This is a genomic window from Undibacterium sp. Ren11W (assembly GCF_049340485.1).
Lineage (GTDB): Bacteria > Pseudomonadota > Gammaproteobacteria > Burkholderiales > Burkholderiaceae_D > Undibacterium.
The window spans coordinates 95,923-107,861 of record NZ_JBMPPB010000001.1; the positions used below are offsets into that span (position 1 = coordinate 95,923).

General features: G+C 55.0%; 15 protein-coding genes. All 15 read right to left on the reverse strand.

The window, feature by feature from the left end:
- Positions 1-16: 16 nt before the first annotated feature.
- A complete protein-coding gene (locus ACO0K8_RS00445) occupies positions 17-373 on the reverse strand; it encodes a DUF1799 domain-containing protein (RefSeq protein WP_422944659.1) in 357 nt (118 codons plus the stop codon).
- 86 nt (positions 374-459) lie between these two features.
- On the reverse strand, positions 460-804 hold the full coding sequence (locus tag ACO0K8_RS00450) for a phage tail assembly chaperone (RefSeq protein ID WP_422944660.1): 345 nt from the start codon (positions 802-804) through the stop codon (positions 460-462).
- A gap of 94 nt (positions 805-898) precedes the next feature.
- Positions 899-1,846 (reverse strand): phage tail tube protein, encoded by a 948-nt coding sequence (locus tag ACO0K8_RS00455; protein WP_422944661.1) that lies wholly within the window; start codon positions 1,844-1,846, stop codon positions 899-901.
- On the reverse strand, positions 1,839-2,033 hold the full coding sequence (locus ACO0K8_RS00460; protein ID WP_422944662.1) for a hypothetical protein: 195 nt from the start codon (positions 2,031-2,033) through the stop codon (positions 1,839-1,841). Before ACO0K8_RS00460 ends, ACO0K8_RS00455 begins: the two co-directional genes overlap by 8 nt.
- Complete coding sequence (locus ACO0K8_RS00465; RefSeq protein WP_422944663.1) at positions 2,030-2,452, reverse strand: phage tail terminator protein; 423 nt, start codon at positions 2,450-2,452, stop codon at positions 2,030-2,032. Before ACO0K8_RS00465 ends, ACO0K8_RS00460 begins: the two co-directional genes overlap by 4 nt.
- Positions 2,449-2,847: a gp436 family protein gene (locus ACO0K8_RS00470; protein ID WP_422944664.1), complete on the reverse strand. Its 399-nt coding sequence runs from the start codon at positions 2,845-2,847 to the stop codon at positions 2,449-2,451. The genes ACO0K8_RS00465 and ACO0K8_RS00470 overlap by 4 nt, the downstream gene beginning before the upstream one ends.
- Positions 2,848-2,865: 18 nt before the next feature.
- Complete coding sequence (locus tag ACO0K8_RS00475) at positions 2,866-3,183, reverse strand: hypothetical protein (protein WP_422944665.1); 318 nt, start codon at positions 3,181-3,183, stop codon at positions 2,866-2,868.
- Positions 3,184-3,245: 62 nt separating this feature from the next.
- Positions 3,246-4,310 (reverse strand): Mu-like prophage major head subunit gpT family protein, encoded by a 1,065-nt coding sequence (locus ACO0K8_RS00480; RefSeq protein ID WP_422944666.1) that lies wholly within the window; start codon positions 4,308-4,310, stop codon positions 3,246-3,248.
- An 87-nt stretch (positions 4,311-4,397) separates the two neighbouring features.
- On the reverse strand, positions 4,398-4,802 hold the full coding sequence (locus ACO0K8_RS00485) for a hypothetical protein (protein ID WP_422944667.1): 405 nt from the start codon (positions 4,800-4,802) through the stop codon (positions 4,398-4,400).
- A 71-nt stretch (positions 4,803-4,873) separates the two neighbouring features.
- Complete coding sequence (locus ACO0K8_RS00490; protein WP_422944668.1) at positions 4,874-6,007, reverse strand: phage protease; 1,134 nt, start codon at positions 6,005-6,007, stop codon at positions 4,874-4,876.
- A 332-nt stretch (positions 6,008-6,339) separates the two neighbouring features.
- Positions 6,340-6,888 carry a phage virion morphogenesis protein gene (locus ACO0K8_RS00495; RefSeq protein ID WP_422944669.1) on the reverse strand — a complete coding sequence of 183 codons (549 nt, stop codon included), beginning with the start codon at positions 6,886-6,888 and terminating at the stop codon, positions 6,340-6,342.
- Positions 6,889-6,986: 98 nt separating this feature from the next.
- On the reverse strand, positions 6,987-8,264 hold the full coding sequence (locus ACO0K8_RS00500; RefSeq protein ID WP_422944670.1) for a phage minor head protein: 1,278 nt from the start codon (positions 8,262-8,264) through the stop codon (positions 6,987-6,989).
- Position 8,265: 1 nt separating this feature from the next.
- Positions 8,266-9,885, reverse strand: coding sequence for a DUF935 domain-containing protein (locus ACO0K8_RS00505; RefSeq protein WP_422944671.1), 1,620 nt, complete (start codon positions 9,883-9,885; stop codon positions 8,266-8,268).
- Entirely contained in the window at positions 9,882-11,402 is a 1,521-nt protein-coding gene (locus ACO0K8_RS00510; protein ID WP_422944672.1) for a hypothetical protein, read from the reverse strand. Before ACO0K8_RS00510 ends, ACO0K8_RS00505 begins: the two co-directional genes overlap by 4 nt.
- Positions 11,399-11,938, reverse strand: a complete 540-nt coding sequence (locus ACO0K8_RS00515; protein ID WP_422944673.1) for a DUF3486 family protein — start codon at positions 11,936-11,938, stop codon at positions 11,399-11,401. The genes ACO0K8_RS00510 and ACO0K8_RS00515 overlap by 4 nt, the downstream gene beginning before the upstream one ends.
- Position 11,939 lies beyond the last annotated feature (1 nt).

Below are 11,939 nucleotides of genomic sequence, written 5' to 3' on the forward strand. Positions count from 1 at the left end.
CCGCCTTTGTTTAACGCTAATTGTTTCGACTTTGCTCAGCTTCTGCCTCGCGTTTTTCTTGCCTCGCACTACGCGCCTTGTTCATTTCCGATAGCGCTGGCCGCTCCATCCAGAGCATTTTGTCAAACAGCACGTTCCACTCACGTACCGGGATGCCATTAGTCCGGCGCAGTACGCTTTCGATGGCTGGCAAGCGCATGCCAGTGCGTATCATTTCGCCATCGGGGCTGATGACGATGTCCCACTGATTTTCCAAGGCCAGAAACAACCTGATTGCTTGGAGGTTCTCTGGCCATATGTCATAAGCGGGAGATTCAACGTCATCGGAAGTGGGGGCGTCGGCGATCTCATCACTCAATCCGAAAAATTCCATGTCGTCGACCACTTCATCGCTGACATGGGATTTTTTTTCAACGTCAGCACCGCCGAAGGAACGCCCCCATACCTCGGCAGCGCCTTCTAGTTTTTTCTTACGGCGTTGTTAATGGTCGTGAAGAAGGCTTGAACGATGGTTGGACGCGTCGGATACACGTCCAGCAAAGCCGATAAATTATCTGGGTTGAATTCTGCTTTTTGACCATGTTCATCAGCAACGTCATCCCATCCAACCATGACTTCATTGATCAAGCCAGCATCAGTTAATGTCTTTTCTTGAATGCGCTCATGAATATTGTCGAGTTCAGATTGACTCACGCGTTTAAAGATCGCCTTGAAAACATGCGTCTTGTTTTTTCCGCCGTCAGTCGGAACATCAACGCGGACAGAGGTCGAATAGGTTTGATTTGCAGAGGCAAGTTGAAACATGGTGAAACTCCTAGAATAAAATTTGAAACTTCGGGTTTGGTGGATTTTTCCAAAACACCGCATCAAAGTAGACTTTTACTTTGATGCGATGGTGTTACAGACAGCTCAACGCGATTTCGTCATTGCCATTCACCGGCAGCGGCTCTAAGGTCAGCTTATAAGCGGTCATTTCATCGATCTGGTCGTAATCAACACCAACGATGCGGGCCTTTAAATCTGTTTTGATTTTCTTGCCAGCGGCACTGCCATGGGTAGCACTCACCGGGACGGTGGTGCCCGCATCGGCCATCGCAAATGGGTTGAATACTGCGAGGTCTGGCGCAAGTACCGTGATCGACGCTTGTGGCGAGCGGTCACTGATTTCAATTCCGTACTGCGGGCCTGGCAGATCAATACGCGCAACCTTGTTGCCGATGGACCAGTCAAAAGCGGAATACGAAAGCGCAATACCATCAATCGACACGGGAGCAGTGTTTTTGCTATTGACGCCTTCTTCCAGCTTCCAGCCAGTGCGGGTGACAACCGGCATGCCGTCCGTGGCAGGCATCAGGTACAAGGCATCAAAGCTAAAACTCAGCATCGGCGCACCTTTGGCATTGACCTTGCCTTTGACTTCACCACGCATGCCGCATAATTTATGCAGGGTGCCGTCGATATTGATATAGCCGACCACGCTGGAAAATGCATTACTGACCAGGTTGTAGTTGACCGAGACACCTGGCGCGATCGTTTCAGCCATGCCACAGGCCATGATTAACGGTGCCCATTTAGGCGCGGTTCCTACTACACCCGATGGGGCAAGCGCCACATCAAAGGAGAGTTTTGCCCACTGGCCCACTACGATGCTTCCGCTATTCCCCATGTAAGGAAGAATGATATTGGTCGCCACCTTTTCAGTGTCCATCGGCGTTAAATTCACGTTGCGCGCCTCAATCCAGTTGGCCGCACCAGTCGGTGTCGCATCCACACCATAGGTAGCTTCCAACTTGATCAGAACCGCTTTATTTTTCCACTTGCGTGGTTGGGCAATAAGGTTAGCCACGGGCTTTCTCCTTGGTCGTTACTTTCTTTGTTTCTGAACCCTGCTCAGCACCATCAGCAGGCGGTGATTCTTCTGCAACTTCAACGCGCACACGCTGACCTGTTGCCGGATCAAGCACATACTGGCCACCTTTGCCCCAGTACGGGCAGGCTGTCAGGTAGGCTTCTGGTTTCTCTTCTAGCTTCATAAAACGCTCCTGTCGTAATACATCGTTATATATTGGTCTTGCCACCAGGCATGGCCATCGCGAAAGGCTAAGAGGTGACTATTGCCCCGTTCAAAAGGGTCAAGCTCGGCATTGGCTTGCCAGCCGAAGAGCTGGTCTTTTACCTTCTTGCGCAAGGCATCCAGATCAACGCGGGACGCCACACCTTTACTGTCCGTCAAATTGCGCACCACCAGCACAATGCCTACCGTGGCTCGCACCCGCTGTATCACGATGTCACCCATGTGACTGGGCGAAGGCGCTTCTTCCATCGGAATCACGAAACAGGCTGGTGTCACAGTAGGGTTGCTCTCCGCCGCATGCTGAAAGTCCGCCGCTTCTCCGACCAGCTTGATCTCTGGCACCGTGGAGAGAATGCGTGCCTTGATCGCATCTATCATGGCCGCCCCGCACGCTTAAACACGGCGGCACTGGTCTCAATCAGCACCATCGATTCGGGCGCATTGCCCGGCACCGGTGCGGCCGCTTGCAGCTGTACCCGGCCAGTGGAAACATCTTTGAGCCACGCCAGCGCATCTTCATAATCCTTACGCGCACGTTCGGTAGCCGCATCACCCATCAAGTTGTAACGCGCAATCGCACACGCCACTTGCGGCAGGTTGGGCGGCATGGCTGTCAACGGCAAGCTGTAACGGCTCGCCAGATAACCGTTAATAAAAGCATCGGCGTCCAGCAGCGACTGTTCCACCGCGCCAGGCGGCAAAGCCGATTCACGCTGGGCAATTTCATCTTGCCCATAGCGTTGTTCCAGGTTGGTGCGCGTGGCGTAACTCATGGAGTGCAATGTCCTGAATTAAATAATGACTGGCTTGAGGTTCAGCATTGGCTCGGTCAGCAAGGCCACATACTGTTCGTCAGTGAGGTCGGCCAACAGAATGCGGGTGGCCTCTCTACTCCAGATCAGGCCTGCACGCCGAAAGCCATCTTGTTTCGATGTCACTTCGAGGCCATTTGTGTTTCCAGTCACGTCGCTGTTCTCGCTGGCAGTGGTCGTGTCTGACTTGCCGGTAGAACCTTGACCATCCGTAACGACGGCTTTTTTTTCGTCATCAGTGACAGGCTTTGCTGCTGGTGCCTTCACTGCCGGTGCTTTCGCGCTCTTCTTCGTCATGCTGTGCTCCAATGGTGTTTTTACCTACCCCTCTTGAAAAAGAGGGTCAGGGAAGATGAGGTTTAGACCGTGCCGTTGGAACCGTAAGCCAACTGCCAGAAACCATAGCCGCCTGCCGCCCGTGCTTCGGCACCGAACTTAAATTTCTTGCGGCTAAACACATCGTCGGCTTGCGGGTCGATCTGCTGCACAAATACCGGGGCTTTACGTTCCTGGTAAATGAAGGGTTTGACCGGTTTGGTGGTGTCGAGCAAAAACCAGGCGGTATTCGATGTCAGACGGCCATCGACCACGACTTCATACGTGCCCTTGTATGGATTCGGCTTGCCCACTTCCAACTGATCCGCCGTCATCAAGGTATTGGCTGTGGCCTTTAAGGCAGGTGGCACCAGCAAGATATTGGGCTTGACATTCAAAGGACGGCCTTCGTCGTCTTTAAATTGCATCATGACCACTTCAGCTGCGCCCAGCGATCCTTGTGCAAGCGCTAAGCTGGCACAAGACAAGACCGCTGTGCCTTTGTTGCTGACCGAGACAATGGTGCCGTCCAATTGCTTGACCGGATGATCGACATCAATAAAGTATTGGCCGTCATAGCAATTCGTGATCATGGCATTGTTGACCAGGCCAAAGACGATCTCATCGGGCAACTGCTTGGCCGACTCGCCCGCCATCTGCGCTTGTGGACCATAGATGCCTAAGTTGTCATCTTCCATGTCGTTACGGTCTACCTCTACCGTCGCTTCAAAGTCATCATTGACGACGGAGTATTTAAAGGCTTCCAGAGACTTGACATTCTTTTCGCCGACCCACTTGCGCATACGCGGGAACTTGGACAGCCATGCATAATCATTCTGGCCAGTGGTCGAGGGCACTTTCATGGCCAGCTTTTCCCACACGCTGGGCGCGGCGGCAAATGCATTGTTAAAGGTGGTCTTTAGGCTGATAAACAGATTACCGACCGATTCTTTGTTAATCAGCATACCTGCTGCAAGGAAGCTGCCGCTGTTTTCAGGCTGGATCAGGTTAGATGGCAGCAGTGCCGCCAGCGCCGGAACAAATGGCAGAGCGCAGAGCGCTATACCGATCATTCCAATGACGCCAAAGAGAGAAAGAGAGCGTTTCATAAAATTCCTATGCGTTGATTAATATGGATGGGTGCTGCTATTTGGTACTTGTGGTGGAAACTTTTTACTACCTTCTGTTACTTAGGACTATTCGATCCAGACACCGTCTGCATCAATACCCAGTACGCGACCTGCCAAAGAACGGGTAGCGCCGCCGCTGGTTTTAGCGACGGTCTGGTCATCGACGACATACACGGTCTTGCCCATATCGGCCTGTGTGACCAGGTCTGCGGCCAGATTGGCAAACTTAAACATTTTCTTGCGGCGCACTAAAACACACTTGGCAGCATCGGCACCGCCCGTGTTATCTACCGTTTCTTCTGCACGGCCCAGATAAGTGAGCGTCGTGGCGGTAGCGCCTGGCACGGCAAAGCCAGTGGCATTGGCGCATACGATTGATCCGCCAAATATCTTGGCATTGGCGGCAACGAAGACGCCAACAACTTCGGCATCCTTGAAAGGGGTATTACGGCCTGCGGTTAATGCTGTCATGGAGTTCTCCTATGAGAGGTGATCAAATGGTTTGTGATTGGTTTTGTGTTACATCAGCGAGCTGATTAACGCTATCCGGTGACGGTTTCGGCCTTCTGTGTCTTAAGAAAATCTGTTTCAGAAATGCCCATCACTGCGCACAAGGCGACCTGATTTGCGGACAACATAGCGCCGCCTGCCACTGGGGCGATGCCACCGCTTTGCATACCCGCCAGCAGCGCAATCGGCGGCGCGTTGTCAAGGTAGCTCGATAGCGCCGCCAAATCTTTCGCACCCCATTCCAGCGCCCAGGCTTCCTGCGCCGGTAACAGCTTCTTGCCCATGGCCGCAGCAACAACAGCCTGCACGCGTCCGCCGTTGAGTTCGGCAGAAAGGCTGGCCACTTGCGTTTGCAGGCTCTGCATCACACTTATGCCCACGTATTTGGCCGGGTCGGGTGTTTGCGTACTTAAACTAACAATCGCTGTGCGCTGGGCGGCGATAAAGCCAGCCAGGTCAAACGAGGCGGCCGCCGTGGCGGTTGGGTCTTCCTTAATCAGGCCAATCAGCTTTTGCAGTTGTGCCTGGATCTCTTCCGAGGTACTGCCGACTGGCAGGTTAAGCATCCAGCGTAGTTGTTCGAGTAATTCTTCCATGGGGTTCTCCGTTGTAAGTGGTGTTGCGGTTGAAGTCGGTGGGAATTTAAAATGCAGCGCGGCGGCAGACAGCAGCACTTCGTCCATGCCGTCGATGGCGGGGTTATTCGTGATGGCCGCCATGAACAAGGCATTCACCGCGCCGCTGGTCTTGTCGTAGCCCAGCACCGGGCTGATAAATTTATATTCGCCGGAAGCGATCCAGGAGAGCGCACGCTCCGTCCAGCTCACATCCACCGCAAACAGGCCAAGTCCTTCGCGCCATTCCAGGCTCTTGAACCAGCCAGCGGCCGGAGCCGGTTGGCCGTTGGTCTTGGTGAGCATGGTCTGATGTTCGTAATCAATCACGAAAGGCGTGCTGCGGTCATTGGCCTGGGCGATTAAGGCAGTGGCCAAGCTGGCATCGACAAACCAGCCTGAAAGTCCTTGCGGCCGACCATCGCGCGCAGTGAAGCGGCCAGCGGGCAGCAATTGCAATTCGTTGGTGCCGGTAAGCGCCATCGAGCAAGCCGCTACCGCTAGCAGCGATGTGTTCTGTTGAATTGGATGTGGGGCAGATGGCTTTGTCATGTCGCCATGTTGCCAAGGCGAAGACCACAACATCAGACTGACGCGTGTCAGCAGTGGGTACTGATTGGTAAAACGAAGGGGGGAGACTTAATTCAAGGACTGCATTATGTGTAGTGTAAGCCCAAATCCGCAAGCAGATAAAAGGCCGCACCCGGCTATTTCTGCCAATTTGTTACTTGCCGACCAAGCTTTTCAATCGGCAATGCCATTTAAAGCGATTTTAACGGGGGTGTAACGGGGGGTGTCCCATCAAAGACGAGGGAATTTGCCTACCGTGGATTTTAAACGCCTTAAAAGCCCGCTAATGCAAAAACCGCTTTTTTTAAACCGTACTACGGTTCGGCCAGGTAACGGCGCAAGGTATCCACGATCAGGCGCTCTTCTTCAGGGTAGAAAGTTCCGGCCGCTGTAATGGGCAGGAAAGGCCTTGCCGGAATGTCGCCCCATAAATTAGGGAACTGGCTCTTCTTGCCGCCAAATTGCTGCATGGCGGCGTATTTCATGGTGGAGCCAACCGTCACGCTACTCGCATCGCTACTCACATGGAATTGTCCGGCCAGGCTGCCGCTCTCGCCTATCAATGGGCGTTTGCTCATGGCCAGCCCTTTGCCCTTTGCACTGATCTTTCCGCTCTTGGCTGAAAAAACCTTCCCTGGAGACTTCTTTTCGTTCTTGTTCAGATACCGCATCAAGGTGGCCTGGCTATTTGCTGCCCACGGTGTGCCGTCCGGTGCCGTGCCCGTCGAGAAGCGTTGCTTGGTGCGTTCCATGATGTCTTCGCCGATAGCGGAGAGAATAGGCTGCATGTTGCCGGTGCGCTGCTGCAAGCTCGTTAATAGCGCCGTCAGTGCCGTGCTGTTAATTGTGATCACGCTAGTCATGTGCTATCCTTTCTATAGAGCGGTTGTTTCCAATGGGAATGGTTAGGCATCTTAGTCATAAGACCCCTATGATCCGGTTCGAATCCGGCACCGCTCGCTTACTTATTCAATTTGATAAAACGTTCTTCTTTATCAAGATGCCTTTGATCAAAAACGCCTCCAGTGCGTATGAAATTAGATTTAATTCGATCACGCACACCATCAAACCGCGCTTTCTCTTTATAGTTCACACGCACTACCACTTTACCCAAACCATCTGGTACTTCAAACACATAAATTAATGCCTGGTCTTCTGTATCAAGATAGGGCGTTGCTTCGTCTAAATACGTTCTTAGGTTCTGCCAAACTTCTATTGGCAAGCTGACGCCACGTGCATCTTTATAATCACGCAAGGCATGTAACAGTTCATCGTCACGCAGCCATACGGCCGCATTGTCCAATTTGACGCCAGCTTCAGCTAAACTTTTAACGGTCTCTGCTTCGACTACGTGCGCAAGCCTTGCCTCACCCGTCGCCTTCAAGGTGGTGCTGACCCGATCCACCATGGCTTGCCACGCTAAGGCCTGCTCTTTTTCCAGCACTGCTTGCAAGCCTGCCCATAAGCGTGAACCTATCGGTGCACTGAGTTTAATCAGCTTGGCATCAATAAAATCCTTGAGCGGTCGGTGCGCATTCGCTCCTGGTGCGTAATCAAAACCCCGATCAATCCCCACAGGCGCGCCGGTGCGCGGGCTAGGCGCTTGCCAGCCTGCGGGCGGTTCGCTACGTCCTTTTGCTTGCGCCTTGGCGTATTCCTGCGCATCCACCGGCGTCACCCGGCAATGGCACATCCAGCCATTGGGCGGGTAATGGGTGTCCCAAAACGGGTGCTCATGATGTAAGACGAGGCCGTTCCAGGAAACGTGCAGCGGCCGGGGGTGCGCCACGCCATCGGCATGCACGTACTTCCAGTACGGCCGTAAAGCCAACAGGTCTGGGTGTTTCAGTTGCTTCCAGCGCCCGGCGGCGTAACTGGTGGACATATTGGTCTGATAGATGATGCGGGTGCGCCAGGCGCGTCCGGCTTCGCTAGACTCACCCGTCCAGCCCGTCCAGCCATGCTTTTGCACTAGAGCGTCAAAGTCTTGGCGAAAGACTTCCAGCCCGCCACCGTCAGCAATGGCTTTGGTGATCGCGGCATTTAAGTCCTGCATCAAATCAGCCGTGCCCGCACCGGCGACGATGAGGGCACGGTCATGCGCCGATTTAAAGATGTCGTCCCAGCGCTCACTCGGCAAATTCAGCTTTTGCCGGAAGAACTCCAGCTGTTCTTTAAACGGGTTCGATACCTGATTACCGGCAGCGTCTTTGCCGGGGAAGCCTAAATTGACTGGCATCTTAGGTTCCACTCCTAGCCTCATCCATGACGTCACTGATGCCTTTCAGTTCTGCCAAGGCAAAGGCTGCCGCCATCAGACTGACCAGGGCTTCTTGCGGTTGGTCACCAAAGGCGTTAATCATGTCCGTTTGCAGGGCGGAGAGGCTGGTACTGCTGTCCACCAGGCTCTTGAGTTGATCGAGCTGGCTAGCCCAGGCTGGGGCGGTATGCTGCGACAACTGATCGACCAGTGGCAAGGTGGGGTCAAGCGGATCAACCGGCTCTGAAGCAGGCTGAGCGGACAGTGCCGCCGTTAATACCGCCGTTGGGGTAACAGACGTAACAGGAGCCATAGGGACGGCCACTGGCAAACTTAACACCTCTTCGTCCTTTTGCGCCAGCGGAATATGCAGCTTCTCCTGCGCCCAGGCACGCGGGATCTGAAAGCCCACGCCGACCAGCTTGGGCAAGGCATCGGCATATTGCGCCATGTCGTCCGTCTCAGCGACATCGAGCACAAAGCGCGGGCAACGTGCCAGACCATCCAAGCCAGGACGGTTCAGCGCTACCAGCGGATAGATCAGGTCGCGGGTTAAGGTGGCCGCGATCTGGCGGGCATCACCACGCATGATGTCATGCCGCACCTCGTTATGCACTTTACCCAGGGCAAAGCTGCCGCCGCCCTTGCTGCCGGTATCGGCGGACAGCGTCTGCCCCAGGATGCCTTTGGACTCGGCTTTTTCTGCCCAGGTGACCATCGCCAGGTGCGCAGAATCACCGCCCTTGGCGCTGGCCTCATTTATTTCCAGCGTCATTCCGGCAGGCATGATGGCGCGGGCATCATGGCCAAGCGCCGTCACGGCACGCATCAGGCTGGCTTTCTCATCGGCGGATGCACCAGCAAAATACTTGCCGACAATGATAGGCAAACCGTAGGTTTCCAAGAATTCGGCGAAGTCGCCCAGGGCGTATGCCTTGTACAAGAATGGCCAGACCAAGGTGCGATACAGACCCATGCGCCCCTGATAACCGCTTTTCGCCTTGCCGTGCGTATGCATGACCCAAGAAAACGGGTTTAACGCAGTGCCGTCGATAGAGGCGTCGATCAGGGTCAAGGCGCTGCGCGTGCTGTTCAGGCGGAACCACTCCTGTGGCCGTGGATGAAACGAGGGTAGCAACTCACGCCCCTGCTGTCGCCATTCCAGCTCTACTGCGGCAAAACCATGCCCAGGGCCTTCCATCAAGGCCAGCAGCATGTCTTCTATCGGGTCTATCGCGTCTTGCAGCACCTCGCGCACCCACTCGGTAGTAGCTAGCTCTGCGCTACTCGGGTTGCGCGGTGGCACGATGTCCCAGGGCAGGCTGGCGACAGCGTTCTTGCGTTTATCCATCTCGGCACGCAAATGGGCGTCGCGCTCTTCCATGTCAGAGAATAGCCGGTGCTGTTCGACCAGGTTGCCGTTGTCAGCCTCTTGCAGGGTGCGCGCCAGGCGTGCCGGTGTCAGGCCGCCTAGCATCGGCGTCAGATAGGTATTTTGCAGGGTGTTGATGCGTGCGGTCTGCGGCTCAGCCAACAGACCGCTGTCGATAGGCTGGCCATATTGGTCTAGTATTTTGGTTGTTTTTGTGTTGTTACTCATAGCATGCTCCTGGAGCTGGAATAGTCATTGTCATTGCGGCCTGAATCTTCAGTGCTCCCTCTACGGGCGACTGATTCAAAGCCGTCACAGACACCGGCAGGCGTCATTTGGTAGACCGCATAAGTCGCCATTGCCAGCGCCACGGCGGCATCGCCATGACGGTCACGGCCATCGCTGCCACGGGTGTGGGCGGTATCGGGCACCTTGGCGACCCCGCGCTCGATGCGTACGGCGCGTAAGTCGCCCAGCACGTCGGCGTCTTCCGGTATCACCAGCACCTTGTCTTCAAACGCCGCCTTAAAGCGCGGCATATTCTCGCGGTACCATTCCACCGACAGCATCACCTGGCCGATACGGGCCGCGCTGTACTTCTGCATCGCGACTTCGGCGAGGTACTGGCCATTGCCGCGTGCATCCATTGCACCCGCCTGAAAACGCGGCAAGCGGTCAATCATGTAGAACAAGATTTGCTTTTGCTGCTCAAACGGCACGTTGCGCAGTTCCACCACAAACGGGGTGATCAGGCGCAGGCTGCGGCTTTGCGCCAAAGGCCAGAACACGGTCAAATCGCCTGAACGGGCAAAATCTTCACCAAAGTAATGGTCAAGGTTAGGGTCAAGTTTCTTTAGCAGCGGTAACAGGTGCTCATTGCACCAGTCCGCCGTCTCTGCCTCACGCAGATGGGCTGGCATCAGGGTAAAGGCATCCGTCAAGGCCAGGCGCAATATCGGGATACCCGCTTGCATACAGGCCTCAATCACGGCACGCGGTAGATACGTGCCTGCGCCAGATCCGGGGATCACGTCCAGCTCTTCACCGGCACTGCTGCCGTAGAAGGCGCGCATGGAGGCGACCCAGTCAGCCTCGGCCTGCTCTGTCCATTGCCGTTTAGTCGATAGACAAATGCGCTGAAACAGCCCTTCCTTCACCGCCTTGTCAAATTCGATGCGGTGCACCGAGTACGGCAGCTTTTTGGCGCGGCAGTCCTGGATCAGTTCGTTAAAGGCATTGGTGTCGCCGTTATGGGTAGAGATGATGCGTACTTTGCCGCCCCACATCAACAGCGCCATGGCCGCCTTGAGCAATCCCGGCAAATCGTTATGGAATGCAGCCTCATCAATAATCACGCGACCTTGCTTACCGCGCAAATTGGACGGGCGGCTAGACAAGGCGGTGACCCGAAAGCCTGAGGCAAAGCTAATCGCAAAGGTCAGGATGGACTTGTCTTCATCGACAAACACCGCCTCTTCCATCTCGCCAGCCGCCAGCTGGTAATGCTTGGCCCAGAAGGCGACATCGCGGATAAACTCTTTGGCCATGTCCTGGTTGTAGCCGATGTACCAGGAATCATCGCCACCGGCCGTGGTACTGGCGGCAGCAGTTAATGCCGCATCGGCCGCTTCCGCCCAGGACAGACCGACCCGGCGCGACTTCTCGCAGACCTTGACGGCGGCGGTGTCGGCAATCCAGGCTTGCTGATACGGCAGCAGCACCGTTGGGGCGAGCAACTGGCTCATCCGGCTATGCCCAAGATCTCACGGCGAATCTGGTCTATCGCTTCACCAGACAAACCGGCTTTTTTAACAACCTGGCTGATCGCCTCGGCCGCTGATTGCGCCCTGGTCTTGACTTCGGCTGCGTACTTCTTATTGGTAATGGAGGCGCGTGACAGATCGGCGATGGCGCGGGTGACACTGGCTAAATTCAACTTTTCCGGGTCCACTTGCAGGTCAAGCACCACGTTAAACAGCTTCTCTTGCGTCATCCTGATTAACGCCTGGCTGACGGCATCCTCTTCATCTGGGCTGCCATCGATCATGGCTTTAGCCTGCTCGCTGACTAGTTTTAAGGATTTGAGTTTGTCTTCAAAGCCGCTGCCATAGCGGTGGATGCTGCTCTTGCCGATGGTAAAGCCAGCGCCCGCCTCACGCAGGCGGGTGTTGACTTCCTGCTCCAGCAGCTCGTAACCGGCAAAGCTGCCATCGACTAGCTGGGCATCGAGCCATTGTTTGATCGCCTTGGGTAGTTGCTCTACTTTAGAACGCGGTGGCATC

Excerpts from the sequence above, each read along its gene's own strand:
- ACO0K8_RS00495 (WP_422944669.1), bottom strand. The coding sequence starts at position 6,888 with ATGACTAGCGTGATCACAATTAACAGCACGGCACTGACGGCGCTATTA.
- ACO0K8_RS00505 (WP_422944671.1), bottom strand. The coding sequence starts at position 9,885 with ATGAGTAACAACACAAAAACAACCAAAATACTAGACCAATATGGCCAG.
- ACO0K8_RS00475 (WP_422944665.1), bottom strand. The coding sequence starts at position 3,183 with ATGACGAAGAAGAGCGCGAAAGCACCGGCAGTGAAGGCACCAGCAGCA.
- ACO0K8_RS00515 (WP_422944673.1), bottom strand. The coding sequence starts at position 11,938 with ATGCCACCGCGTTCTAAAGTAGAGCAACTACCCAAGGCGATCAAACAA.
- ACO0K8_RS00500 (WP_422944670.1), bottom strand. The coding sequence starts at position 8,264 with ATGCCAGTCAATTTAGGCTTCCCCGGCAAAGACGCTGCCGGTAATCAG.
- ACO0K8_RS00460 (WP_422944662.1), bottom strand. The coding sequence starts at position 2,033 with ATGAAGCTAGAAGAGAAACCAGAAGCCTACCTGACAGCCTGCCCGTAC.
- ACO0K8_RS00485 (WP_422944667.1), bottom strand. The coding sequence starts at position 4,802 with ATGACAGCATTAACCGCAGGCCGTAATACCCCTTTCAAGGATGCCGAA.
- ACO0K8_RS00465 (WP_422944663.1), bottom strand. The coding sequence starts at position 2,452 with ATGATAGATGCGATCAAGGCACGCATTCTCTCCACGGTGCCAGAGATC.
- ACO0K8_RS00510 (WP_422944672.1), bottom strand. The coding sequence starts at position 11,402 with ATGAGCCAGTTGCTCGCCCCAACGGTGCTGCTGCCGTATCAGCAAGCC.
- ACO0K8_RS00445 (WP_422944659.1), bottom strand. The coding sequence starts at position 373 with ATGGAATTTTTCGGATTGAGTGATGAGATCGCCGACGCCCCCACTTCC.
- ACO0K8_RS00490 (WP_422944668.1), bottom strand. The coding sequence starts at position 6,007 with ATGACAAAGCCATCTGCCCCACATCCAATTCAACAGAACACATCGCTG.
- ACO0K8_RS00450 (WP_422944660.1), bottom strand. The coding sequence starts at position 804 with ATGTTTCAACTTGCCTCTGCAAATCAAACCTATTCGACCTCTGTCCGC.
- ACO0K8_RS00480 (WP_422944666.1), bottom strand. The coding sequence starts at position 4,310 with ATGAAACGCTCTCTTTCTCTCTTTGGCGTCATTGGAATGATCGGTATA.
- ACO0K8_RS00470 (WP_422944664.1), bottom strand. The coding sequence starts at position 2,847 with ATGAGTTACGCCACGCGCACCAACCTGGAACAACGCTATGGGCAAGAT.